Below are 24,380 nucleotides of genomic sequence, written 5' to 3'. Positions count from 1 at the left end.
GGCCGGCTCGCTCGCCACACCCTCGTCCCCGCATGCCGAGCCGCACCCCGTCGTCCGGCCGCGCGCCAAGAATTCATCAAGGAACTTGGCAAAGTTGCTTGATGAGTTTTACGGTGCGGTGGTGACCACCGGCTCCCCTCCCCCACCCTCGCCCGCCGACACCGCGCAGCGGCTCAACCAGGCGATGAAGCGCCTGCGGGCGCGGCTGCGCGCGGAGTCGGGACAGCTCGCGACCGGGCTGACCGCCACCCAGCTCGCCGTCCTGGCGGAGGTGGTGCGCGAGGGTCCGGTCACCGCGGCGCGGCTCGCCGCGCTGGAGCACGTCAGCCCCCAGGCCATCGCCCAGAGCCTCGCGGCGCTGAAGGCCGCCGGTCTGGTGCACAGCGCGCCGGACCCGCAGGACGGCCGCCGCAAGCTGGTCAGCGCCGACCCCTCGGCCGGGGCGCTGATCGAGCGGCTGCTCGCCGGGCGCGCGTCCTTCCTGGTGCGCGCCATGGAGGCGGCCGTGACACCGGACGAGCTCGACACCCTGGAGCGAGCCGTGGAGCTGCTGGAGCGGCTGGCCGCGGTCGAGCTGGGGGACGCCGTCGTGGTCCGCCGTTGAACACCCCCACGAGATCCACCGGCCGCACGAGATCCACAAGGAGAACCCCCGTATGACCAGCCCCGCCGCCCTGCCCACGATCGTCCCCGGGCGCACCGCCCTGCTGGCGATGGATCTCCAGGGCGGGATCCTGCCGCTCGTGCCGGACCCGGACGCCCTGGTGGACCGGGTCAAGGGCGCCATCGCCGACGTCCGCGCCGCGGGCGGCACCATCGGCTACGTCCGCGTCGCCTTCACCGAGGACGACTGGGCGGCGGTCCCGGAGACCAACAAGTCCTTCAGCCCGCTGGCCGCGGCCAAGCTCAACCACCACGAGGACCCGGCCACCCAGGTCGACGAGCGGATCGCGCCCGAGGACGGCGACATCGTCGTGCGCAAGGTCCGCATCGGCGCGGCCTCCACCACCGACCTGTACGAGCAGCTGCGCGAGCGCGGCATCGACACGCTGGTCCTCTCCGGGATCAGCACCAGCGGTGTCGTCCTGTCCACCCTCACCGACGCCGCCGACCGCGACTTCCGCGTCGTGGTGCTGTCGGACGGCGTCGCCGACCACGACCAGGAGGTCCACCGGGTGCTGCTGGAGAAGGTGTTTCCGATGCGGGCCTACGTCATCGACACGGCCACGCTGCGCGAGCTGCTGGGCTCCGCCTGACCGCTCGGCACCGGCCCCGGGTGCCGCGGCGGGGCGCGTCGGCGTGCCGAGACGGACGCGGCGCCCGTGCCCCGTCGGTGGAACCGCGGCACGATCGGCGAGATCCCGTAGGCCACCACCGCCGCGCAGGCCACGAAGCACAGCCCCGCCGGAGCGCGGGCCGGTGCGTCGGCGCCCCTGCCCGGCGGTCGGTGGGGGGCACCGTCGGTCAGGACCGCGATCCCCGGGTTGAGCGCGCCGATTCCGCGAACAACGGGAGCGAATTCCCTTTCCCGGCCGGATGTCGGTGCCCTGTGCCAAGCTTGTGGCCGTGACCCTGGAGGACCTGAGGCGACTGCGGCGCGTACGCGACCGGATGGACCGCGAGTACGCCGAACCGCTCGACATGACCGAGCTGGCCCGCGACGCCCTGATGTCCCCCGGCCACTTCCAGCGCAGCTTCCGCAAGGCCTTCGGGGAGACGCCGTACAGCTATCTCATGACCCGCCGGATCGAGCGGGCCAAGGCGCTGCTGCGCCGGGGCGACCTCACCGTGACCGAGGTGTGCCTGGCCGTGGGCTGTACCTCGCTGGGCTCCTTCAGCTCCCGCTTCACCGAGCTGGTCGGCCGCACGCCGAGCGCCTACCGGGCGGACTCGCACGAACCGGCCGCGGTGATCCCGTCCTGCGTGGCCCGCGCCTTCACCCGGCCACGCCGCCGGCCCTACTGATCCGTCCGAGCCGCGCGCGGCGAAGCCCGCGGCGGCTTAGCGTGAAGCCATGGATGTGAGACTCGCGCAGTGCTTCATCGCCGTGGACGACCACGACAAGGCCCTCGCCTTCTACCGTGACGTCCTCGGCCTGGAGGTCCGCAACGACGTGGGCTTCGAGGGGATGCGGTGGGTGACCGTCGGCTCGCCGCACCAGCCGGACGTGGAGATCGTGCTGGAGCCGCCGGGCGCCAACCCGGACGCCTCCCCGGCCGACCGGCTGGCGCTGGCCGAACTGCTCGCCAAGGGCATGCTGCGCGGGGTCATCCTGGCCACCGACGACTGCGACGCGTTGTGGGAGCGGCTACGCGAGCACGGCGCCGATGTGCTCCAGGAACCGACCGACCAGCCGTGGGGCGTACGCGACTGCGCCTTCCGCGACCCGGCGGGAAACCTGTTGCGCTGCTTCCAGCGACCGGCGGCCTGACGTCCCTCAGTTACCCGGCGAGCCGGCCGCCCAGGGGGTCACCTCCACCACGGCCTCGACCGGCAACGGACCGTACAGATGCGGGAATTCCTCGCCCCCCCGGTTCGACGGACTCGTAGCGCAGCGGCGCGTCCAGCCGCTCCGGGTCCACCTCCAGCACCACCAGGTCCGCGCGGGCGTCGTCGCCGTACAGGAAGGCGGCGACGCGCGGCAGCTGGGCGCGGGTGGAGAAGTGGATGAAGCCCTCTTCCCGGAGGGTGCGGCCACGGGTCGACACCTCGTAGGTGCCGCGCCCGCGCGCCGTCTCCCACAGGGAGCGCTCGGTGAGGTGGAGGATGCGGGACGGTTTCGACATGGCCCCACGGTAGACGGCGGGCCCCGCACACTGTGGGGATGTGCGGAGCCCGCCCGGCCGGAGCCCCCGGGACACCGTGCGGGGTCAGGAGCCGCACGGGCCCGGGGACTCCGGGTCCTTCGGGCCGCCGGACGGGCCGGCGGCGCTGGTGGGGGCGCTCAGCTGCTGCGCCGGGTCACGAACTCGGCGAGGGCCAGCAGGCCGCCCGCCGCCTCCGGGTCCGGGATCGCCCGCGCCAGTTCCTGCATCGCGCGGGCCATCCGGTCGGCCGCCTCCGCCTGCGCCCAGTCCCGGCCGCCGGCCTGCTCCACGGCCAGCGCGGTCCGTGCGATGCCCTCGCTGTCGCCGGAGACGTACGGCTTCCCGTACAGCACGGCGAGTTCGGCCGCCGCCGGGGTGCCGGAGGCGAGCGCCGCCACCACCGGCAGGGACTTCTTGCGGGCCGCGAGATCGGCACCGGCCGGCTTGCCGGTGCGCCGCGGATCGCCCCATATCCCGATCACGTCGTCGATCAGCTGGAAGGCCAGCCCCGCCTGGCGGCCGAAGCCGTCCAGCGCGGCCGCCTCCTCGGGCCCGGCGCCCGCGTACAGCGCGCCCAGCGCGCAGGCGCAGCCCAGCAGTGCCCCGGTCTTCGCCTCGGCCATGGCGAGCACCTCGTCCAGGGTGACCTCGTCCGGGGCGCGGCGCTCCATGTCGGTGTCGGTGTGCTGACCGGCGCACAGCTCCACCACGCAGTCCGCGAGCCGGGCGGCGGCCCGGCCGGCGGCCGGGTGCGGGTCCTCGGCCAGCAGCCGCAGCGCGAGCGCCTGGAGCGCGTCCCCGGCGAGGATCGCGTCGGTGTCCCCGAACACGGTCCAGGCCGTGGGCCGGTGCCTGCGGGTGGCATCCCGGTCCATCACGTCGTCGTGCAGCAGCGTGAAGTTGTGGACCAGTTCCACCGCGGCCGCGGCCCGGACGGCCGCCGCCCGGGCCGCCGGGCCGCCGAGCGCGGCGGCCGCGGCGAGCACCAGGGCCGGCCTGATCGCCTTGCCGGCGTTGCCCTCGGCGGGGGTGCCGTCCGCGTGCTCCCAGCCGAAGTGGTAGCGCGCGATCCGGCGCATGGAGCCGGGCAGTGACTCGACCGCGGCACGCAGCTCCGGGTCCACCAGGGCCCGGGTCCGCTCCAGCAGTGCCGCCGCCTCCTGCCCGTCGAGCGGGCCGGGGCCGGTGTCCCCGCCTTCCCGCCGGTCCCCCGGTGCGCCGATGTGCGACACACCGGTGGATCGGTGTTCGGTCTCCGTCATGAAGTCGACCATGCCTCCCCCTCGCCAGGTCCGCGGGCGCCGGCGACGCCGGCCCGGCCGGACGCGTACCCCGAGGGTGTACCCGCCCGGACGACCGGGGACACGGCCGCGACGTGCGGAAACGTCACCTCCAGCGGCCGATCTCGACGTTCTCCAGCACACCGAGCGCGTCGGGCACCAGGACGGCGGCCGAGTAATAGGCCGTGACCAGGTATTTGATGATCGCCTGCTCGTTGATACCCATGAAGCGGACGGACAGGCTGGGCTCGATCTCGTCCGGGATGCCGGACTGCCGCAGACCGATGACGCCCTGGTCCTCCTCGCCCGTACGCATCGCGATGATCGAGGTGGTCCGCGCCTCGCTGATCGGGATCTTGTTGCACGGGTACAGCGGCACCCCGCGCCAGGTGGGGATGCGGTTGCCGCCGATGTCGATGGTCTCCGGCACCAGCCCCCGCTTGTTCAGCTCGCGTCCGAACGCGGCGATCGCGCGCGGGTGGGCGAGGAACAGCTTGGTCCCGCGGCGGCGGCTGAGCAGCTCGTCCATGTCGTCCGGACTGGGCACCCCGGCGTGCGGCTGGAGCCGCTGGTCGTACTCGCAGTTGCTGAGCAGGCCGAAGTCCGGGTTGTTGATCAGCTCGTGCTCCTGGCGCTCCTTCAGCGCCTCGACCGTGAGCCGCAGCTGCTGCTCGGTCTGGTTGATCGGCTGGTTGTAGAGGTCGGCCACCCGGGAGTGGATGCGCAGCACCGTCTGCGCGATGCTCAGCTCGTACTCGCGCGGCCGGGGTTCGTAGTCGACGAAGGTGTGCGGGATGTCCGGCTCGCCGGAGTGGCCGGCCGCCAGCTCGACCTCTTTCTCGCCGTACTTGTTGGTGCGCTGCTCCGGGATCGAGCGCACCCGCGCGAGATGGTCGCGCAGCGAGGGCGAGCGCTCCGCGATCTCCTCGAAGTCCTGGCGGCTGAGGATCAGTACGGTGGTGGCGGTGCCGGCGCGGACCGTGTACTCCCAGATGGACCCCCCGTCCAGCAGCGCCTGGTCGCCGAAGTAGGCGCCGTCGGCGAGGACGCCGAGGACCGAGTCGTCGCCGTAGGGGCCGGTGGCGACCTTCTCGACCCGGCCGTGGGCGAGCAGGTAGACCCCGTCGTTGCGGTTGCCGAAGTCGGCGATGACCTCGCCCGGCGCGAAGGCGCGCTGGCGGCAGCGGCGGGCCAGTTCGGCCAGCACCTCCTCGTCCTCGTACGACCGCAGGGCCGGCAGTTCGCCGAGTTCGGCCGGGATGACCTCCACCTGATCCCCGGTCTTCACGAAGGTGATACGGCCGTCGCCGACGGCGTAGGTCAGCCGCCGGTTCACCCGGTATGTGCCGCCCTGGATGTCCACCCAGGGGAGCGTGCGCAGCAGCCAGCGGGAGGTGATCTCCTGCATCTGCGGAACGGACTTGGTGGTGGTGGCCAGGTTCCGCGCTGCCGCCGTCCCGAGGGACTGCTGCGGCCTGCCCTGATCCGTGCGGACCTCATCGCCTACCGACATAGAGAAATGCCCTCCCATGTAACGCGCCGGTCGCAGTGCACCGGTCTCGCAACGAGAGTCCCATCACTCACGGTGGTGACGCCATTACCCGAAAGAAGGGGAATGGATCATCGGATTACTGGGCACAACGGGGGGTCTCGTCGGATGCGGGGCCGGTCGCGCCCCGGTCCGCACCCCCGCTGGGCACCGTCGCCGGGCTCGGCGACAATGGCACCGTGACCAGCAGCGATCCCCTCGCCCCCCGGCTCCCCTCGCCCCTGACGGAAGTCCGGGACGAGCGGTTCGAGCGGCGGGGGCTGCGGCTGGTACTCAAGCGGGACGACCTCGTCCATCCCGAGCTGATCGGGAACAAGTGGCGCAAGCTCGTGCCGAACATCGCGGCGGCGCGGGGACGCCCGCTCGTCACCTTCGGCGGTGCCTACTCCAACCATCTGCGGGCCACCGCCGCGGCCGGCCGGCTGCTCGGACTGGACACCACCGGGGTGGTCCGCGGCCAGGAGCTGGCCGAGCGGCCGTTGAACCCGTCGCTGGCCCGGTGCGTGGCGGACGGCATGCGGCTGCACTTCGTCGACCGGTCGGTCTACCGCCGCAAGGCGGAGCCCGCGACCCTGGCGGCGATCCTGCGGGCGGCCGGGGCGCAGGACGCGTACGTCGTCCCGGAGGGCGGCAGCAACGCCGAGGCCGTGCGCGGCTGCCGGGCGCTCGGGGAGGAACTGCGCGGGCACGCCGATGTCGTCGCGGTCGCCTGCGGCACCGGTGGCACGCTCGCCGGGCTCGCCGCGGGGCTGGGGCGCGGGCAGCGGGCGCTCGGGGTGCCGGTGCTCAAGGGCGGCTTCCTGGAGGCCGAGGTGCGGGCGTTGCAGGAACGTGCCTTCGGCGGCCGCACCGGCGACTGGTCCCTGGACGACCGCTTCCACTTCGGCGGGTACGCGCGCACGACGCCGGAACTCGACGCGTTCGCCGAGGACTTCGAGCAACGGCACGGGCTGCCCGTGGAACGCCTCTATGTCGCCAAGTCGCTCTACGGACTTGTCGCCCTCGCCGAGGAGGGCGCCTGGCCGCGCGGGACCACCCTCGCGGCCGTCGTCACCGGCCGCCCGTTCCCCGGGACCGCCTGGCCCCCGGCCGCCTGACCCTCCGACCGTCTCACCGCCTGGCCCGTGACCACGTGACCGCCCGGCCGCCCGACGGCGCCTACGCCGTGTCCCGGTGGGCCGCCGCCTCCTCCAGGTCCAGGTGCCTGAGCAGGGCGCGCAGCATCTCGTCGTCGATGTGACGGCCGTCGCGCAGCCGGACGAAGACCTCGCGCTCGGCGCTGATCATCTCGCGGGACAGCCGCCGGTAGGTGTCGTCCACGGACTCGCCGGTGAGCGGGTTGACCTGGCCGAGGCGTTCCCAGACGGCGTTGCGGCGGCGCTCCAGGACGGTGCGCAGCCGGTCGGCGAGCGGCGGCGGGAGGGCGTTGCGCTCGTCCGCGAGGAGTTCGTCCAGGCGGCGTTCGGCGGCCAGCGAGGCCTGCGCCTGGGCGTTGGCCTCGGCCAGCGTCTCGGCCTGCCGGTCGCGGCCGGGGAACCTCAACAGGCGGATCAGCGGCGCGAGGGTGAGGCCCTGCACGACCAGGGTGCCGATGACGGTGGTGAAGGTCAGGAAGAGGACCATGTCGCGCTGCGGGAAGGGGGCGCCGCCGCGCACGGTCTGCGGGATGGAGAAGGCGATGGCCAGGGACACCACGCCGCGCATCCCGGCCCAGGAGACCACGACCGGCGCCCGCCAGGTGGGGTTCTCCTCGCGCTCCCGCACGCGCCGCGACAGCAGGCGCGGCAGGAAGGTCGCCGGGAACGTCCACACGAACCGGGCCGCGACGACGACCAGGAAGACGGCGACGGCGTACCAGGCGGCGTCGGCGCCGTGGTAGGCGCCGAGCCCCTTGAGGATGAGCGGCAGCTGGAGGCCGATCAGCGCGAACACGGCCGACTCCAGCAGGAAGGCGACCATCCGCCACACCGCCTCCTCCTGGAGCCGGGTGGCGAAGTCGACCTCCCAGGAGTGGTGTCCCAGGTAGACGGCGACCACGACGACGGCGAGCACCCCGGAGGCGTGCACCTGCTCGGCGACCCCGTAGGCGACGAACGGGATCAGCAGGGACAGGGTGTTCTGGAGCAGCGCCTCGGTCAGCCGGGTGCGCAGCCAGTGGATCGGCACCATGAGCACCAGGCCGACGACGACACCGCCGACCGACGCGCGCAGGAACTCCTCGAAGCCGCCCGCCCAGGTGGAGCCGGCGCCGACGGCGGCGGCGACGGCCACCTTGTAGGCGGTGATCGCGGTGGCGTCGTTCAGCAGCGACTCGCCCTGGAGGATCGTGGTGATCCGGGACGGCAGCCCGACCCGGCGGGCGATCGCCGCGGCGGCGACCGCGTCCGTCGGCGCCACGACCGCGCCGAGCACCAGGGCGGCGGGCAGCGGCAGCCCCGGTACGACGAGATAGGCGGCCCAGCCCACCAGGAAGGTCGCGAAGAGCACGTACCCGACGGACAGCAGCCCCACCGGCCGCTTCTGTGCCCTCAGGTCGAGGTAGGAGCTTTCGGTGCCCTCCTTGTAGAGCAGCGGGGGCAGCACCAGGGGCAGCACGACGTCGGGTTCGAGCGTGTAGTCGGGCATGCCGGGGACGTACGACACCGCCAGGCCCACCGCGACCAGCAGCAGCGGGGCCGGCACCGGTGTGCGCCGGGCCATCCCCGCCACCGCGGCACTACCCGCCACCAGCAACAGCAGCGGCATCACGTCCATGCTTCCCGCCCACCCCTCTTCTTCCGCGCGGCCACCCGCACACCCGTCGTAATCTGGCAATCATGAAACAGTGCACGCACGCCGACGCGCTGCCGCACCCGGAACCCGAACCGCTGACCGCGACCTGCCCGGAGTGCCTGGCGGACGGGACGCACCCGGTGCAGCTGCGGCTCTGCCTGACCTGCGGGCACGTCGGCTGCTGCGACTCCTCGCCGGGCCGGCACGCCACCGGGCACCACGAGAAGTCCGGTCATCCGGTGATGCGGACCTTCGAGCCGGGCGAGGACTGGCGGTGGTGCTTCGTCGACCACGTGCTGGTCTGAACCGCGAGCGAGCCGCCCGACGCACAGGATCAGCGTCCAGACCGTTGATCGTGTTCCCGTCCGACCACCTTCTCGTGTGACACTGCATGCGGCGGCGGTGGTACGACGGTTCGGGCGTCTGACGTCTGGGTACGTCAACCCGGCGCGCGCTCATCCGATTTGGGGCCGCACACCCCCTAGACACGGAGCGTATCCACAGCTTTACTGTGAGTGACGCCAGGGGGTTGGGGTCCCCAGGACGGGAACATCCGGCGCGCGATAGCGTCACCGCTTGAACCATCTACGCGTTAGCCCCGGGGGGCGACCCTCGGCCCCGTAAAGCTTGTACCACCATGGAGGTGAGGGTGTCCCAGATCGCAGGCGAACCCGCGGCGAACCAGGATTTCGTGGAGGTCCGGCTGCCGGCCGCGGGTGCCTACCTGTCGGTGCTGCGGACGGCCACGGCCGGTCTGGCGGCCCGCTTGGACTTCACCCTGGACGAGATCGAGGATCTGCGCATCGCCGTGGACGAGGCCTGCGCGATCCTGCTCCAGCAGGCCGTACCCGGCTCGGTGCTCAGCTGCGTCTTCCGGCTCGTCGACGACTCGCTGGAAGTCACCGTCTCGGCGCCGACCACGGACGGCCACGCCCCTTCGCGGGACACCTTCGCCTGGACCGTGCTGTCGGCCCTCGCGGGGAAGGTCTCGTCCGCCGTCGACGAGGACAAGACGGTGTCCATCAGCCTCTACAAACAGCGCGGCGCGGGTCCCGGGCCGGCGTGAGGGAGAACGGGGACGGTCCGGTGCGGGACGAAGAGCGCGGCACGCGTGAGCTGCCGACCGGGGACGGGGGTGCCCCCTGGTCGAGTGCGGCCGAGACGTCCGGGGAAAGCCCCCGCGACGGTTCCCGGCGCATGGCGGACGGCATCGACGGCATCCCCGAGCAGGCCAGGCCCCATCCGGAGGACCACTCCGCGCGGCCCGGCGGTGCGGGCGCCGGTCCCGGCACCCCGTCGAAGCGCGGCGGGGCCGGTTCCGCCGACCGCGCGGGGGCGAGGGCTCGGGGAAGGGCTACGGGCGGGACGATGAGCGAGCACGAGCGATACGCGGACGACGACACGCTGGGCGCCGAGGCCGTGCAGGCCGCGGCCCACGACCCGCAGGACCGCAGCGGGGCCCGGGCGATGTTCGTCGAGCTGCGCGGGCTCGACGCGGGCAGCGCGGAGTACGCGGAGCTGCGCAACCAGCTGGTCCGCATGCACCTGCCGCTCGTGGAGCACCTGGCCCGCCGCTTCCGCAACCGCGGCGAGCCGCTGGACGACCTCACCCAGGTCGCCACCATCGGGCTGATCAAGTCCGTGGACCGGTTCGACCCGGAGCGGGGCGTGGAGTTCTCCACCTACGCCACGCCGACCGTCGTCGGCGAGATCAAGCGGCACTTCCGGGACAAGGGCTGGGCGGTGCGCGTGCCGCGCCGGCTCCAGGAGCTGCGGCTTTCGCTGACCACGGCGACGGCCGAGCTGTCCCAGCTGCACGGCCGCTCCCCCACGGTGCACGAGCTGGCCGAGAAGCTGGCCATCTCCGAGGAGGAGGTCCTGGAGGGCCTGGAGTCCGCGAACGCGTACTCCACGCTGTCCCTGGACGTCCCCGACACCGACGACGAGTCCCCGGCGGTCGCCGACACGCTCGGCGCGGAGGACGAGGCGCTGGAGGGCGTCGAGTACCGGGAGTCCCTCAAGCCGCTGCTGGAGGACCTGCCGCCGCGCGAGAAGCGGATCCTGCTGCTGCGCTTCTTCGGGAACATGACCCAGTCGCAGATCGCGCAGGAGGTCGGGATCTCCCAGATGCACGTCTCCCGGCTGCTGGCGCGCACGCTGGCGCAGCTGCGGGAGAAGCTGCTGGTGGAGGAGTAGAGCGCCTGCCCTACTCGGCGCGGCCCGGTCCCTTGATACCGAGGGCCTGGGTCGTCTCCCGGTTGACGAGGAGCACGAGCGCGGCCACGGCGACCACCGCGAGCACGATGCCCGCGGGCACGGCCATGCTGTCGGCCTTGAGCAGGTTGTAGGCCACGGGGAGGGCGATCAGCTGCGTGATCACGGCGGGGCCACGGCTCCAGCCGCGGCGCAGCAGCAGCCCCCGGGTGGCGAGCAGCGGCAGCAGCGCGAGCACGGCCAGGGTGATGCCCAGGGTCACCGCCTGCTGCCGGTCGTCCGGCGAGCCGGTGAGGCCGAGCACCAGCACCCACAGGCCGCCGGCGAGCAGGGCGACACCCTCCAGGGCGGCGAGGACGGCGGCGTACGTCAGCCGGCGGGGCCGGGGGCCGGCGCCGTCGGCGGTCTCCTGCGGGGAAGTCTGCTCACTGCTCACCCCAGCAGGGTAGCCGCCGGCGGGTCGCGGACGGGGACGGGGACACCGGCCGCCGCCGCGGTGCGGACCCGGTCCGCGCCCGCACCGCGCCGATTCCCCGCGGCCCCCGTGAGGCGGGGTACGTGTCCAGGGTCACGCCCCGGCCTCTTACCCGTTCCACACCTCGGGCTGGGGTGAGTACCACCCAGTAGGTACCCTGCCTTGCATGCGTGCTCTTCTCGTGGTCAATCCGGCGGCTACCACCACAAGCGCACGCAGGCGTGATGTGCTGATCCACGCGCTCGCCAGCGAGATGAAGCTGGAGGCGGTGACCACCGAGTACCGGGGGCACGCCCGGGACCTGGGCCGGCAGGCCGCGGAGAGCGACGACATCGACATGGTCGTGGCGCTCGGCGGCGACGGCACCGTCAACGAAGTGGTCAACGGGCTGCTGCACGCCGGCCCCGACCCCGACCGGCTGCCCGGACTCGCCGTCGTGCCCGGCGGCTCCACCAATGTCTTCGCCCGCGCGCTCGGCCTGCCCAACGATCCCGTGGAGGCCACCGGCGCCCTGCTGGACGCCCTGCGCGAGGGCCGGGAGCGGGTGGTGGGCCTCGGCCTGACCTCGGGACCGCCCGGCTCCGAGGACGAGGGCGTGCCGAGCCGCTGGTTCACCTTCAACGCGGGGCTGGGCTTCGACGCGGGTGTCGTCGGCCGGGTCGAGCAGCAGCGCGAGCGCGGCAAGAAGTCGACGCACGCCCTGTACGTCCGCCAGGTCCTCCGGCAGTTCCTCGGCGAGGCCAACCGCCGCCGCGGCACGATCACCCTGGAGCGGCCCGGCGAGGACCCGATCGAGGACCTGGTTGTCGCCATAGTCTCGAACACGTCCCCTTGGACGTATCTCGGCAATCGCCCGATGTACACGTCGCCTAAGGCCTCGTTCGACACGGGCATCGACGTGCTCGGCCTGAGCCGCCTGTCGACGGCCGCGGTTGCCCGGTATGGCACCCAGTTGCTCACTTCGTCCCCCGAGCGCGGACCCCATGGCAGGCATGCGGTCTCGCTCCATGATCTGGACCGCTTCACCTTGCATTCGAAGGCACCCCTCCCCCTCCAGATGGACGGTGACCACCTGGGGCTGCGCAGAAGCGTGACGTTCACAGGCGTACGCCGCGCACTGCGTGTGATTGTGTGAGTGGAAGAGGCGAAAGTCCTTTCACTCGAACGTTTAGGCCAGGATCCACCCCATGGAAGTACGGCTGTGACCCAGTCGACACCGAGGAATCAAAAAAAACTTTCCGGAAGGGGTTGTATCCGCCGCTGAGGTTTGCGAGTCTCTACGTGGCGATCGGGACGGCCCGCAACACCGGCCTCCACTGATCACCGGAACCCCTCTTCATACCAAGGACCACGCCGGGGAAGACCCGGCGGTCGGCCCTTCACTTGTTGGGGGATTCGTGAAAGCGTTCACATTCACAAGCAACTTGCACGTAATACCAAGGAGAGGTAGCAGCCATGGACTGGCGTCACAACGCCGTTTGCCGCGAGGAAGACCCCGAGCTCTTCTTCCCCATCGGCAACACCGGTCCCGCGCTGCTGCAGATCGAGGAAGCCAAGGCCGTCTGCCGTCGCTGCCCGGTGATCGAGCAGTGTCTGCAGTGGGCGCTTGAGTCCGGCCAGGACTCCGGCGTCTGGGGTGGTCTCAGCGAGGACGAGCGTCGCGCGATGAAGCGCCGTGCCGCCCGCAACCGGGCCCGTCAGGCCTCCGCCTGACACACCCACCCCAGGTGACAGCCTGAGCTTGGCGGCGCGTACATCGCGTACGCATCTCCCGCCCCCGAGCAGCAGCGCGCAGTACCCCCCGATGCCGCCAGCGAACAGCAGCGCAGCAACGAGCACAAGCCTCGGACCAATGACGGTCCGGGGCTTTCTGCTGTGCCCAGCGCCACGCTCCCCCGGCGTTCGCCGCCCGAACGGCCTTGCGGGAAAGGCCCGTTGACCGGGCCCGTCGACTACTGCTTGGCCGCGCGCACCGGGATGTCCAGCAGCACCCGGGTCCCCCGCCCCGGCGCCGGGACCATGTCGAAGGTGCCGCCCAACTCGCCCTCGACGAGGGTCCGTACGATCTGCAGCCCCAGGTTGCCCGAGCGGTGCGGGTCGAAGCCCTCGGGCAGCCCGACGCCGTCGTCCTGCACCGTGACCAGCAGGCGGGCCTCCTTGGTCGTACCGCCGCGCACCGCCGAGACCTCCACCGTGCCGGTCTCGCCCTCGCCGAAGCCGTGCTCCAGGGCGTTCTGCAGCACCTCGGTGAGGACCATGGACAGCGGGGTGGCCACCTCGGCGTCGAGTATCCCGAACCGCCCGCTGCGCCGGCCGGTCACCTTGCCCGGCGAGATCTCGGCGACCATCGCGAGCACCCGGTCGGCGATGTCGTCGAACTCCACCCGCTCGTCCAGGTTCTGGGACAGCGTCTCGTGCACGATGGCGATCGAGCCGACCCGGCGCACCGCTTCCTCCAGGGCGGCGCGGCCGCGCTCGGAGTCGATGCGCCGGGCCTGGAGCCGCAGCAGCGCGGCCACCGTCTGGAGGTTGTTCTTCACCCGGTGGTGGATCTCCCGGATGGTGGCGTCCTTGGTGATCAACTCGCGCTCGCGCCGCCGCAGTTCGGTGACGTCCCGGCAGAGCACCAGCGCCCCGATCCGGGTGCCCTTGGGCTTGAGCGGGATGGAGCGGAACTGGATCACCCCGTCCGCCGACTCGATCTCGAACTCGCGCGGCGCCCAGCCGCTGGCCACCTTCGCCAGCGCCTCGTCCACCGGGCCCCGGGTGGGGGCCAGTTCGGCGGTGGTCTGTCCGAGGTGGTGCCCGACCAGGTCGGCGGCGAGGCCGAGGCGGTGGTAGGCGGACAGGGCGTTCGGGGAGGCGTACTGGACGATGCCGTCGGCGTCCAGCCGGATCAGGCCGTCGCCGACGCGCGGGGAGGCGTCCATGTCGACCTGCTGGCCGGGGAAGGGGAAGGAGCCGGCCGCGATCATCTGGGCGAGGTCGGAGGCGCTCTGGAGGTAGGTCAGCTCCAGCCGGCTCGGGGTGCGCACGGTGAGCAGGTTGGTGTTGCGGGCGATCACCCCGAGGACCCGGCCCTCGCGCCGCACGGGGATGGACTCCACCCGTACGGGGACCTCCTCACGCCACTCCGGGTCGCCCTCGCGCACGATCCGGCCCTCGTCCAGGGCCGCGTCCAGCATGGGGCGGCGGCCGCGCGGGACCAGGTGGCCGACCATGTCGTCCTGGTAGGAGGTGGGGCCGGTGTTGGGGCGCATCTGGGCGACCGAGACGTACCGGGTGCCGTCCCGGGTGGGGACCCAGAGCACCAGGTCGGCGAAGGAGAGGTCGGACAGCAGCTGCCACTCCGAGACCAGCAGGTGCAGCCACTCCAGGTCGGAGTCGTCGAGGGCGGTGTGCTGGCGGACCAGCTCGTTCATGGAGGGCACCCTGCGAGCGTACCGGGGCCCCTGACCTGGCCGGAAAACACCCGCGGGCCGCGGCGCCTGGAAGGGACCCTCAACCCTCCCGGCACCGCAGCCCGGAGCATCATCGGCCGCGGGGTGTGCGGTCCCGGCCGGCCGAAGGCCGAGGAGCCGGGGCAGTCAGGGCAGAGAGCGCCGGTTCCTCGATCCGCCTTCCTGTGCGGGGAAGACGGAGGCTTGTCCTCTTCGAGCGTCGAACCACCGGTTCGAACGGTTCGAACAGTTCTCTTCGATTGTGGACTAGACCATGGGGCATGTCCATGCCCCTGCGAGCACGTACGGCGCCGTCCGGCGGCCGCCCGCGCCCCTGGCACCGGATGCCACGCGCAGCCTAGCCCGCCCGGGTCGGCCATGGGGACAGAAGGCGTCGGCAATTTCCGCGACCCGGCCTGGAGCCATCGGCAGCGGGGGCCCATTCTGTTAGATTGGTCTAAACCACATAGACGCACCGAGCCCTCTCCAGAACGGCAGGCCCACGTGGAAGTTGTCATCGTTCCGGACGCCGCGGCGGGTGGCGAGCTGATCGCCGAGGCCATGGCACAGCTGCTGCGACGCAAGCCCGACGCCCTGCTCGGCGTCGCCACCGGCTCCACCCCGCTGCCCGTCTACCAGGCGCTCGCCGCCAAGGTGCGGGCCGGCGCCGTGGACACTTCGCGGGCCCGCATAGCCCAGCTCGACGAGTACGTGGGGCTGCCCGCCGACCACCCCGAGTCCTACCGCTCGGTGCTGCGCCGGGAGGTGCTGGAGCCGCTCGGCATCGGCATGGACGCCTTCCTCGGCCCCGACGGCACGGCCGAGGACATCCAGGCGGCGTGCGAGGCGTACGACCGCACGCTCGCCGCGGCCGGCGGGGTGGACCTCCAGCTCCTCGGGATCGGCACCGACGGGCACATCGGGTTCAACGAGCCCTGCTCCTCGCTCGCCTCCCGCACCCGGATCAAGACCCTGACCGAGCAGACCCGCGTCGACAACGCGCGCTTCTTCGAGGGTGACATCGAGCAGGTCCCGCACCACGTCGTCACCCAGGGCATCGGCACCATCCTGGAGGCCCGCCACCTGGTGCTGCTGGCGACCGGCGAGGGCAAGGCGGACGCGGTCGCGGCGACCGTCGAGGGCCCGGTCGCGGCCGTCTGCCCGGCCTCCGCGCTCCAGCTGCACCCGCACGCCACGGTGGTGGTCGACGAGGCGGCCGCCGCCAAGCTGAAGCTGGCCGACTACTTCCGCCACGCGTACGCCAACAAGCCGGAGTGGCAGGGGATCTAGGCCCTCGTTTGGATCTCGCCGGGCTCGCGGGCCCTGGCACCGCTTTCCGATCCGGCCCGATCCGAACGAAAGACCCTGGCGCGCCACAGGGGCGGCGACCGCACCGTCGCCCCTGTTGGACTAGACCAGCCATGGTCACGACGGTATACAGAGGGGATCACGGAGCGTGCGGGTGGAGTCCTGACGCAGCAAGCCGTGCCACGATGTGAGCCGTGGCCGATGGGATGTCGGTCGCTTTCGGCATCCGGAGCCGGGAAGGCAGAGCATGAGCACCGATGTCAGCAGCGCGGAGACCGAGGCCGGCCCGACCGTCCGTACCGCGCGCGTGCCGAAGTACTACCGCCTGAAGAAGCACCTGCTCGACATGACGGAGACGCAGGCACCGGGCACGCCGGTCCCGCCGGAGCGCACGCTGGCCGCGGAGTTCGACACGTCCCGCACCACGGTCCGCCAGGCGCTGCAGGAGCTGGTCGTGGAGGGCCGCCTGGAGCGCATCCAGGGCAAGGGCACCTTCGTCGCCAAGCCCAAGGTCTCCCAGGCGCTCCAGCTCACCTCCTACACCGAGGACATGCGCGCCCAGGGTCTGGAGCCGACCTCACAGCTGCTGGACATCGGCTACATCACCGCCGACGACCGGCTCGCCGGGCTGCTGGACATCACCGCCGGGGGGCGTGTGCTGCGCATCGAGCGGCTGCGCATGGCCAACGGCGAGCCCATGGCGATAGAGACCACGCACCTGTCCGCCAAGCGCTTCCCCGCGCTGCGCCGCTCGCTGGTCAAGTACACGTCCCTGTACACCGCGCTCGCCGAGGTGTACGACGTCCATCTCGCCGAGGCCGAGGAGACCATCGAGACCTCCCTGGCCACCCCGCGCGAGGCGAGCCTGCTGGGCACCGACGTGGGCCTGCCGATGCTGATGCTGTCCCGGCACTCCCTGGACCGCTCGGGCCGGCCGGTGGAGTGGGTGCGCTCGGTCTACCGGGGCGACCGGTACAAGTTCGTCGCCCGTCTCAAGCGGCCCCTGGACTAGAGCCCCAGGACCGCAGCGGGGTCCCGCCTTCGCCGAATCGATATACCGACCTGCGGACAGGGTCTTCCTCTGCCAGGACACCGTCACCTAGATTGCCTGCGCATTACACAGGTGATCAGCGAGGGGACGGAGCGATGACATGTCCGAAACACCTGAAGTGAGACCACCGGTCGTGACGCCGGTGAGGGTGATCATCGGCCTGTGTCTCGTCGCGCCCTTCGTGGCGATGCTGTGGGTCGGCTCGTACGCGAAGACGGACCCCGCCTTCATCGGCATCCCGTTCTTCTACTGGTACCAGATGGTCTGGGTGCTGATCTCCACCGCGCTCACCATGATCGCGTACAAGCTGTGGCAGCACGACCAGCGCTCCCGCAAGGACGCGCAGGGGGGTGCGGCACGGTGAAGGACGGCGTCAACGGCGTCGCGCTCGGCGTCTTCATCTTCTTCTTCCTGGCCGTCACGGTCATGGGCTTCCTCGCCGCACGCTGGCGGCGGGCCGAGAACGAGCACTCCCTGGACGAATGGGGCCTGGGCGGACGGTCGTTCGGCACCTGGATCACCTGGTTCCTGCTCGGCGGTGACCTGTACACGGCGTACACCTTCGTCGCCGTGCCCGCGGCGATCTACGCGGCGGGCGCGTCCGGCTTCTTCGCGGTGCCGTACACGATCCTGGTGTACCCCCTGATCTTCACCTTCCTGCCGCGCCTGTGGTCGGTCTCGCACCGCCACGGGTACGTCACCACCTCCGACTTCGTGCGCGGCCGGTTCGGCTCGAAGGGGCTGTCGCTCGCGGTGGCGCTGACCGGCATCCTCGCGACGATGCCGTACATCGCGCTGCAACTCGTCGGCATCCAGGCGGTGCTGGACGTGATGGGCGTGGGCGGCGGCGACAACACCAACGAGTTCGTGAAGGACCTGCCGCTGCTGATCGCGTTCGCGGTGCTGGCGGCGTACACGTACTCCTCGGGTCTGCGGGCGCCCGCGCTGATCGCCTTCGTCAAGGACGCGCTGATCTACATCGTGATCCTGGTGGCGATCATCTACATCCCGATCAAACTGGGCGGGTTCGACGACATCTTCGCCAAGGCGGGCCACGCCTTCAGCCAGCTCAGCCCGGCCACCGGCAAACCGCGCGGGGCGCTCGCCCCGCCGGCGGCGGGCCAGTGGTCGTACGCCACCCTGGCGCTGGGCTCGGCGCTCGCGCTGTTCATGTACCCGCACTCGATCACCGCGACGCTCTCCTCCCGCAGCCGTGAGGTGATCCGGCGCAACACCACCATCCTGCCGCTGTACTCGCTGATGCTCGGCCTGCTGGCGCTGCTGGGCTTCATGGCGATCGCGGCCGGGATCAAGGTGGACAACGGGCAGCTGGCGATCCCGCAGCTGTTCGAGGACATGTTCCCGGACTGGTTCACGGGCGTGGCCTTCGCGGCCATCGGCATCGGCGCGCTGGTCCCGGCGGCGATCATGTCCATCGCGGCGGCGAACCTCTTCACCCGCAACATCTACAAGGACTTCATCAAGCCGGACGCCACGCCGAAGCAGGAGGCCCAGGTCTCCAAGTTCGTGTCGCTGCTGGTGAAGGTGGGCGCGCTGGTCTTCGTGCTCGGCATGGACAAGACGGTCGCGATCAACTTCCAGCTGCTGGGCGGCATCTGGATCCTGCAGACCTTCCCGGCGCTGGTCGGCGGTCTGTTCACCCGCTGGTTCCACCGCTGGGCGCTGCTCGCCGGCTGGGCGGTCGGCATGGTCTACGGCACCCTCGCCGCGTACGGTGTCGCCTCGCCGACCCAGAAGCACTTCGGCGGCTCGGCCGACGAGATCCCGGGCATCGGCCAGATCGGCTACATCGGCATGACGGCGTTCGTGCTGAACGTCGTGGTCACCGTGGTCCTCACCGTCGTCCTCAAGGCCGTCAAGGCCCCCGAGGGCGTGGACGAGACGAGTCCCGCGGACTACACGGCGGACGCGGGTGACCCGGGCGTCGAGGTGGAGCTGCCGCCGGCCACGGCGGGCACCAGCCACTGACCGGATCCGCGCACGGAAACCGCGCACGGGCCGCCGGAAAGCACCTGCTCCGGCGGCCCGTTGTCGTGCACACTCGCCGGCATGGACATCCGCATCCGCCCCGCCGACCCGGCCGAGTACGACGAGCTCGGCGAGCTCACGGCCGAGGCCTACCTCCTCGACGGCCTCCTCGACTTCGGCGCGAGCGACCCGTACCTCCTCGTGCTCAAGGACGTGGCCGCGCGAGCCGCGTCGGCCGAGGTCCTCGCCGCCGTGCTGGGGGACCGTGTTGTCGGCGGCGTGACCTTCGTCCCCTCGGGCGGCCCCGTCGCCGACATCGCGAGGCCCGGGGAGGCCGAGATCCGGACGCTGGCGGTGCGGCGCGAGGCGCGCGGCAGAGGGGCCGGCGAAGCCCTCGTGCGCGCCTGTGTCGACCGCGCCCGGGCCACCGCGGGGTGCTCGTCCGTCGTCCTCTCCAGCCAGCGCGCCATGCACAGCGCCCACCGGCTCTACGAACGCCTCGGGTTCGTGCGCACGCCCGAGCGGGACTGGAACCCCCTCCCGGAGCTGGACGACGTCACTCTCATCACCTACAAGTTGACGCTCTGACACCAGGGCGACACAACATCTGGGGGTGACACGGCAGCCCGGCACTAGATGTATGCTCATGCTCGCTGCCGCCGCAGGGGAATCCGGTGCGAATCCGGAACTGTCCCGCAACGGTGTACTTGTGCGTATCCGCGTACAGGAGTCAGTCCGAGGACCTGCCGACAGCGCGCCCGGCCGTCCGGTCCGGGTGCCCTGAGACGTCCGGGCCTCGTGGAGTGGGCCGGTGGACGCGACGCCGTGTGCGCTCGTGGCTGCCCCCTGCCCTCCGCCAGGCCCCCGTGCCGAGCGAGGGAGAGCCCCACGTGACCATCGCGCCAGCCGACCCGGCATCAGCCCCGGATCTGGAGAACGACGGCCCCGGCGCCGCGCTGCTGCGGACCCTGACCGAGCTGACCGCAGACCTCCCCGACGCCGACCCCGGCCGGGTCGCCGCCGCCGCGCTGCGCGGCCGGTCGGCCCGCGCCGACGAGGCGGAGCTGCGCGAACTGGCGACCGAGGCCGCGGCCGGCCTGATCTCCGAGGACCCCGCGTACTCGCGGCTCGCCGCCCGGCTGCTGACCGTCTCCATCCGGGCCGAGGCCGCCTCGCAGGGCGTGACCTCGTTCACCGAGTCGGTCGCCGTCGGACACCGCGAAGGCCTCATCGCCGACCGGACCGCCGAGTTCGCGCGGATCCACGCCGCCCGCCTGGACGCGCTGGTGGACACCGGCGCCGACGACCGCTTCGGCTACTTCGGTCTGCGCACCCTGCACAGCCGCTACCTGCTGCGCCACCCGATCACCCGCAGGGTCATCGAGACGCCCCAGCACTTCATGCTGCGGGTCGCCGCGGGCCTGGCCGAGGACGACTCCGTCCGCGCCCTGGACGAGGTCGCCGCGCTCTACGGGCTCATGAGCCGGCTCGACTACCTGCCCTCCTCCCCCACCCTGTTCAACTCCGGTACCCGGCACCCCCAGATGTCGTCCTGCTACCTCCTCGACTCCCCGCTGGACGAGCTGGACTCCATCTACGACCGCTACCACCAGGTCGCCCGGCTCTCCAAGCACGCCGGCGGCATCGGGCTGTCGTACTCCCGCATCCGGGCCCGCGGTTCGCTGATCCGGGGCACCAACGGGCACTCCAACGGCATCGTGCCGTTCCTGAAGACCCTGGACGCCTCGGTGGCCGCGGTGAACCAGGGCGGCCGGCGCAAGGGCGCGGCCGCGGTGTACCTGGAGACCTGGCACTCCGACATCGAGGAGTTCCTGGAGCTGCGGGACAACACCGGTGAGGACGCCCGCCGTACGCACAACCTGAACCTCGCGCACTGGGTGCCGGACGAGTTCATGCGCCGGGTCAACGCCGACGAGCAGTGGTCGCTGTTCTCCCCGGCGGACGTGCCCGAGCTGGTGGACCTGTGGGGCGCCGAGTTCGACGCCGCCTACCGCGAAGCGGAGCGCAAGGGCCTGGCGAAGAAGACCATGCCCGCCCGTGAGCTGTACGGCCGGATGATGCGCACCCTCGCGCAGACCGGCCAGGGCTGGATGACCTTCAAGGACGCCGCCAACCGCACCGCCAACCAGACGGCGGAGCCGGGCCAGGTCATCCACTCCTCCAACCTCTGCACGGAGATCCTGGAGGTCACCAACGACGGCGAGACGGCGGTCTGCAACCTGGGCTCCGTCAACCTGGGCGCGTTCGTCGACACGGCGACGGGGGACATCGACTGGGAGCGGCTCGACGAGACCGTCCGCACCGCCGTCACCTTCCTCGACCGCGTCGTGGACATCAACTTCTACCCGACCGAGCAGGCCGGCCGCTCCAACGCGAAGTGGCGTCCGGTGGGCCTGGGCGCGATGGGTCTCCAGGACGTCTTCTTCAAGCTGCGGCTGCCCTTCGACTCCCCGGAGGCGAAGGCGCTGTCCACCCGGATCGCCGAGCGGATCATGCTCGCCGCGTACGAGGCCTCCGCCGACCTCGCCGAGCGCAGCGGCCCGCTGCCGGCCTGGGAGCGGACCCGTACCGCGCGCGGGGTGCTGCACCCCGACCACTACGGCGTCCAGGAGACCTGGCCCGAGCGCTGGGCGGCGCTGCGCACGCGGATCGCGGCGGTCGGCCTGCGCAACTCGCTGCTGCTGGCGATCGCGCCGACGGCCACCATCGCCTCCATCGCGGGCGTCTACGAGTGCATCGAGCCGCAGGTGTCCAACCTGTTCAAGCGCGAGACGCTGTCCGGGGAGTTCCTCCAGGTCAACTCCTACCTGGTGCAGGACCTGAAGGACCTCGGCGTCTGGGACGCGCGCACCCGGGAGGCGCTGCGCGAGTCCAACGGCTCGGTGCAGGGCTTCGCGTGGATCCCCGAGGACGTGCGGGCGCTGTACCGCACGGCGTGGGAGATCCCGCAGCGCGGTCTGATCGACATGGCGGCGGCGCGCACCCCGTTCCTCGACCAGGCGCAGTCCCTGAACCTGTTCATGGAGACGCCGACCATCGGCAAGCTCTCCTCGATGTACGCGTACGCCTGGAAGTCCGGGCTGAAGACGACGTACTACCTGCGGTCGCGCCCGGCGACCCGGATCGCCCGGGCCGCCCAGGCGCAGAAGACCATCCCCGTCCAGCAGGTCGCCGACCCCGACGCCGTCGCCTGCTCCCTGGAAAACCCCGAGTCCTGCGAGGCCTGCCAGTGAAGACCGAACGCAACACCAACCTGCTCGACCCGGGCTTCGAACTGACCCTGCGTCCCATGCGCTACCCGGACTTCTACGAGCGCTACCGGGACGCCATCAAGAACACCTGGACCGTGGAGGAGGTCGACCTCCACTCGGACGTCGCCGACCTCGCCAAGCTCAGCCCGGCCGAGCAGCATCTGATCGGCCGCCTGGTCGCGTTCTTCGCGACCGGTGACTCGATCGTCGCCAACAACCTGGTGCTGACGCTGTACAAGCACATCAACTCCCCCGAGGCGCGGCTGTACCTGAGCCGTCAGCTGTTCGAGGAGGCGGTGCACGTCCAGTTCTATCTGACGCTGCTGGACACCTACCTGCCCGACCCGGACGACCGGGCGGCGGCGTTCGCGGCCGTCGAGAACATCCCGTCGATCCGTTCGAAGGCCGAGTTCTGCTTCAAGTGGATCGACTCGGTGGAGCGGATCGACCGGCTGGAGACGCAGGCGGACCGCCGGCGCTTCCTGCTCAACCTGATCTGCTTCGCCGCGTGCATCGAGGGCCTGTTCTTCTACGGCGCCTTCGCGTACGTCTACTGGTTCCGCAGCCGGGGCCTGCTGCACGGTCTGGCCACCGGCACCAACTGGGTGTTCCGCGACGAGACGATGCACATGTCCTTCGCCTTCGACGTGGTCGACACCGTCCGCAAGGAGGAGCCGGAGCTGTTCGACGACCGGCTCCGGCAGGAGGTCACCGACATGCTGCGGGAGGCCGTCGAGGCCGAGCTGCAGTTCGCGCGCGACCTGTGCGGTGACGGCCTCCCGGGCATGAACACCGAGTCGATGCGGCAGTACCTGGAGTGCGTGGCCGACCAGCGGCTGACCCGGCTGGGCTTCGCGCCGGTCTACGGCTCCGAGAACCCCTTCTCCTTCATGGAGCTCCAGGGTGTTCAGGAGCTGACCAACTTCTTCGAGCGGCGTCCGTCGGCGTACCAGGTGGCGGTGGAGGGCACTGTCGACCTGGACGAGGACTTCTGAGCCTCCTGCTCCGCGTGGGCCTCCTGGGCCTTCCTGATCTGCCGGTCGACGCGCCAGTCGCGCAGGGCGCCGAGCACGGAGGGAAGGGCCAGGAGGATCAGGATCCCGAGGGTGGCGGTCATTCCGATCAGGCCTTGGATCTGGTTTCCAGTCATGCCACTACTGTCCTGCCGGACGCCCCTGACCGGGAGTGGCAGGACTGCCGTACACCCTCGATTTACTGCCAGTACTGCGGCACACTGGGCGCATGCTGAAGAACGTGGCCGCCGTGCTGCTGAACGGAGTGCACCCCTTCGAACTGGGCGTCGTCTGCGAGGTGTTCGGCATCGACCGCAGCGACGAGGGACTGCCGGTGTACGACTTCGCCGTGGTCTCGGCCGAGGGGCCCGACCTCGGCACCCACTGCGGGTTCACCGTCTCCACCCCGCACGGCCTGGAGCGGCTGGAAGAGGCCGATCTGATCGCCGTGCCCGCCGGCGAGAGCTACGCCGAGCGGGACTATCCGCCGCAGCTCCTCGACGCGCTGCGCCGGGCGGTCGGGCGCGGCTGCCGGGTGCTGAGCGTCTGCTCCGGGGTGTTCGTGCTGGCCGCCGCGGGACTGCTGGACGGACGGCGGTGCGCGGTGCACTGGCACCATGCCGAGCAGCTGGCCCGGCGCTATCCGCGGCTCGCCGTGGAGCCGGACGTCCTGTACGTGGACGAGGACCCGGTGATCACCTCCGCCGGCACCGCGGCCGGCATCGACGCCTGTCTGCACCTGGTGCGCAAGGAGCAGGGCCCGGAGGTCGCCAACAAGATCGCCCGGCGGATGGTGGTCCCCCCGCACCGGGACGGCGGCCAGGCCCAGTACATCGAGCGGCCGCTGCCCAAGGCGCCCTGCGACACCGTCGGCGAGGTGCTGGTGTGGATGGAGGTGCACCTGGACGCGGAGGTGACCGTGGAGCAGCTCGCCGCCCGCGCCCACATGGCCCCGCGCACTTTCGCCCGCCGCTTCCAGCAGGAGACCGGGACCACGCCCTACCGCTGGATCCTGCGTCAACGGGTGCTGCGCGCCCAGGAGTTGCTGGAGGGTACGGACGAGACCGTGGATGCGATCGCCGCCCGCACCGGGTTCGGCACGGCGGCCGCGCTGCGCCACCAGTTCGTCCGGGCGCTCGGCACCACCCCGAACGCCTACCGGCGCGCGTTCCGGGGCCCTCAGGCCGCCTGAGCACGCGCCGGCGGGAGA

The 24,380-nt window shown here is 71.6% G+C and carries 24 protein-coding genes, 1 pseudogene and 1 riboswitch; of the genes and pseudogenes, 18 read left to right on the top strand and 7 right to left on the bottom strand.

Features of this window, described 5'->3' with window-relative positions; all coding sequences use genetic code 11:
- The first annotated feature begins 184 nt into the window (after window positions 1-184).
- The 4 genes from ACSP97_RS23800 to ACSP97_RS23785 all read left to right on the top strand — a co-directional run bounded on the left by ACSP97_RS23800 (window position 185) and on the right by ACSP97_RS23785 (window position 2,431).
- The gene (locus ACSP97_RS23800) at window positions 185-604 is read left to right on the top strand and encodes a MarR family winged helix-turn-helix transcriptional regulator (protein WP_355526183.1); all 420 of its coding nucleotides are present in this window, start codon (window positions 185-187) and stop codon (window positions 602-604) included.
- 52 nt (window positions 605-656) lie between these two features.
- Complete coding sequence (locus ACSP97_RS23795; protein ID WP_355326150.1) at window positions 657-1,256, top strand: cysteine hydrolase family protein; 600 nt, start codon at window positions 657-659, stop codon at window positions 1,254-1,256.
- Between the two features lie 355 nt (window positions 1,257-1,611).
- A complete protein-coding gene (locus ACSP97_RS23790) occupies window positions 1,612-1,965 on the top strand; it encodes a helix-turn-helix transcriptional regulator (RefSeq protein WP_382071546.1) in 354 nt (117 codons plus the stop codon).
- Between the two features lie 49 nt (window positions 1,966-2,014).
- Entirely contained in the window at window positions 2,015-2,431 is a 417-nt protein-coding gene (locus ACSP97_RS23785) for a VOC family protein (protein ID WP_355150406.1), read from the top strand.
- Between the two features lie 6 nt (window positions 2,432-2,437).
- Here ACSP97_RS23785 and ACSP97_RS23780 read toward each other — a convergent pair.
- The 3 genes and pseudogenes from ACSP97_RS23780 to ACSP97_RS23770 form a co-directional block, all read right to left on the bottom strand.
- Window positions 2,438-2,786, bottom strand: a pseudogene (locus ACSP97_RS23780) (DUF952 domain-containing protein).
- A gap of 158 nt (window positions 2,787-2,944) precedes the next feature.
- Complete coding sequence (locus tag ACSP97_RS23775) at window positions 2,945-4,081, bottom strand: family 2 encapsulin nanocompartment cargo protein polyprenyl transferase (protein WP_440554166.1); 1,137 nt, start codon at window positions 4,079-4,081, stop codon at window positions 2,945-2,947.
- A gap of 112 nt (window positions 4,082-4,193) precedes the next feature.
- Window positions 4,194-5,600 carry a family 2B encapsulin nanocompartment shell protein gene (locus ACSP97_RS23770; protein ID WP_355150400.1) on the bottom strand — a complete coding sequence of 469 codons (1,407 nt, stop codon included), beginning with the start codon at window positions 5,598-5,600 and terminating at the stop codon, window positions 4,194-4,196.
- A 215-nt stretch (window positions 5,601-5,815) separates the two neighbouring features.
- On the opposite strand from ACSP97_RS23770, the gene ACSP97_RS23765 reads away from it, so the two are divergent.
- Window positions 5,816-6,733 (top strand): 1-aminocyclopropane-1-carboxylate deaminase/D-cysteine desulfhydrase, encoded by a 918-nt coding sequence (locus tag ACSP97_RS23765; protein ID WP_440554164.1) that lies wholly within the window; start codon window positions 5,816-5,818, stop codon window positions 6,731-6,733.
- A gap of 61 nt (window positions 6,734-6,794) precedes the next feature.
- Here ACSP97_RS23765 and ACSP97_RS23760 read toward each other — a convergent pair whose 3' ends face one another.
- Window positions 6,795-8,390, bottom strand: a complete 1,596-nt coding sequence (locus ACSP97_RS23760) for a Na+/H+ antiporter (RefSeq protein ID WP_355150396.1) — start codon at window positions 8,388-8,390, stop codon at window positions 6,795-6,797.
- Between the two features lie 62 nt (window positions 8,391-8,452).
- Between ACSP97_RS23760 and ACSP97_RS23755 the strand changes: the two genes are divergently transcribed.
- From ACSP97_RS23755 to ACSP97_RS23745, 3 genes are all read left to right on the top strand, one after another.
- Window positions 8,453-8,713: a UBP-type zinc finger domain-containing protein gene (locus tag ACSP97_RS23755; RefSeq protein ID WP_355150394.1), complete on the top strand. Its 261-nt coding sequence runs from the start codon at window positions 8,453-8,455 to the stop codon at window positions 8,711-8,713.
- 344 nt (window positions 8,714-9,057) lie between these two features.
- Complete coding sequence (locus ACSP97_RS23750; RefSeq protein ID WP_009190566.1) at window positions 9,058-9,474, top strand: anti-sigma regulatory factor; 417 nt, start codon at window positions 9,058-9,060, stop codon at window positions 9,472-9,474.
- Window positions 9,475-9,494: 20 nt separating this feature from the next.
- The gene (locus tag ACSP97_RS23745; protein WP_355150392.1) at window positions 9,495-10,604 is read left to right on the top strand and encodes an RNA polymerase sigma factor SigF; all 1,110 of its coding nucleotides are present in this window, start codon (window positions 9,495-9,497) and stop codon (window positions 10,602-10,604) included.
- Window positions 10,605-10,614: 10 nt separating this feature from the next.
- On the opposite strand, the gene ACSP97_RS23740 is transcribed toward ACSP97_RS23745, so the two are convergent.
- On the bottom strand, window positions 10,615-11,058 hold the full coding sequence (locus tag ACSP97_RS23740) for a hypothetical protein (RefSeq protein WP_355150390.1): 444 nt from the start codon (window positions 11,056-11,058) through the stop codon (window positions 10,615-10,617).
- Window positions 11,059-11,263: 205 nt separating this feature from the next.
- On the opposite strand from ACSP97_RS23740, the gene ACSP97_RS23735 reads away from it, so the two are divergent.
- Complete coding sequence (locus tag ACSP97_RS23735; RefSeq protein ID WP_070026800.1) at window positions 11,264-12,232, top strand: diacylglycerol/lipid kinase family protein; 969 nt, start codon at window positions 11,264-11,266, stop codon at window positions 12,230-12,232.
- Between the two features lie 320 nt (window positions 12,233-12,552).
- Window positions 12,553-12,810: a WhiB family transcriptional regulator gene (locus ACSP97_RS23730; RefSeq protein ID WP_003992873.1), complete on the top strand. Its 258-nt coding sequence runs from the start codon at window positions 12,553-12,555 to the stop codon at window positions 12,808-12,810.
- Between the two features lie 239 nt (window positions 12,811-13,049).
- On the opposite strand, the gene ACSP97_RS23725 is transcribed toward ACSP97_RS23730, so the two are convergent.
- Window positions 13,050-14,519 carry a sensor histidine kinase gene (locus ACSP97_RS23725; protein ID WP_355150387.1) on the bottom strand — a complete coding sequence of 490 codons (1,470 nt, stop codon included), beginning with the start codon at window positions 14,517-14,519 and terminating at the stop codon, window positions 13,050-13,052.
- Between the two features lie 522 nt (window positions 14,520-15,041).
- Between ACSP97_RS23725 and nagB the strand changes: the two genes are divergently transcribed.
- From nagB to ACSP97_RS23690, 7 genes are all read left to right on the top strand, one after another.
- Window positions 15,042-15,827, top strand: a complete 786-nt coding sequence (gene nagB, locus ACSP97_RS23720; protein ID WP_355150385.1) for a glucosamine-6-phosphate deaminase — start codon at window positions 15,042-15,044, stop codon at window positions 15,825-15,827.
- 265 nt (window positions 15,828-16,092) lie between these two features.
- Window positions 16,093-16,857: a GntR family transcriptional regulator gene (locus tag ACSP97_RS23715; protein ID WP_355150383.1), complete on the top strand. Its 765-nt coding sequence runs from the start codon at window positions 16,093-16,095 to the stop codon at window positions 16,855-16,857.
- A gap of 139 nt (window positions 16,858-16,996) precedes the next feature.
- Complete coding sequence (locus ACSP97_RS23710; protein ID WP_070026806.1) at window positions 16,997-17,260, top strand: DUF3311 domain-containing protein; 264 nt, start codon at window positions 16,997-16,999, stop codon at window positions 17,258-17,260.
- A complete protein-coding gene (gene mctP / locus ACSP97_RS23705; RefSeq protein ID WP_355150381.1) occupies window positions 17,257-18,885 on the top strand; it encodes a monocarboxylate uptake permease MctP in 1,629 nt (542 codons plus the stop codon). Before ACSP97_RS23710 ends, mctP begins: the two co-directional genes overlap by 4 nt.
- Before the next feature lie 81 nt (window positions 18,886-18,966).
- Complete coding sequence (locus tag ACSP97_RS23700; RefSeq protein WP_355326170.1) at window positions 18,967-19,473, top strand: GNAT family N-acetyltransferase; 507 nt, start codon at window positions 18,967-18,969, stop codon at window positions 19,471-19,473.
- A gap of 52 nt (window positions 19,474-19,525) precedes the next feature.
- Window positions 19,526-19,650, top strand: a riboswitch (cobalamin riboswitch).
- A 125-nt stretch (window positions 19,651-19,775) separates the two neighbouring features.
- Window positions 19,776-22,139, top strand: coding sequence for a ribonucleoside-diphosphate reductase subunit alpha (locus ACSP97_RS23695; protein WP_355326173.1), 2,364 nt, complete (start codon window positions 19,776-19,778; stop codon window positions 22,137-22,139).
- Between the two features lie 56 nt (window positions 22,140-22,195).
- Entirely contained in the window at window positions 22,196-23,152 is a 957-nt protein-coding gene (locus tag ACSP97_RS23690) for a ribonucleotide-diphosphate reductase subunit beta (RefSeq protein ID WP_239697933.1), read from the top strand.
- Here the strand turns inward: ACSP97_RS23690 and ACSP97_RS23685 are convergent.
- Window positions 23,065-23,307 carry a hypothetical protein gene (locus ACSP97_RS23685; protein ID WP_355150375.1) on the bottom strand — a complete coding sequence of 81 codons (243 nt, stop codon included), beginning with the start codon at window positions 23,305-23,307 and terminating at the stop codon, window positions 23,065-23,067. The two genes, ACSP97_RS23690 and ACSP97_RS23685, sit on opposite strands and share 88 nt — an antisense overlap.
- A 92-nt stretch (window positions 23,308-23,399) precedes the next feature.
- On the opposite strand from ACSP97_RS23685, the gene ACSP97_RS23680 reads away from it, so the two are divergent.
- Window positions 23,400-24,362, top strand: a complete 963-nt coding sequence (locus ACSP97_RS23680) for a GlxA family transcriptional regulator (protein WP_440554145.1) — start codon at window positions 23,400-23,402, stop codon at window positions 24,360-24,362.
- Window positions 24,363-24,380: the final 18 nt, after the last annotated feature.

The sequence above is a fragment of the Streptomyces sp. SCPE 10 genome (genome assembly GCF_051980735.1).
Lineage (GTDB): Bacteria > Actinomycetota > Actinomycetes > Streptomycetales > Streptomycetaceae > Streptomyces > Streptomyces misionensis.
Note: the sequence above shows the minus strand (reverse complement) of the source record. Positions and strands in the feature narration are given on the sequence as shown.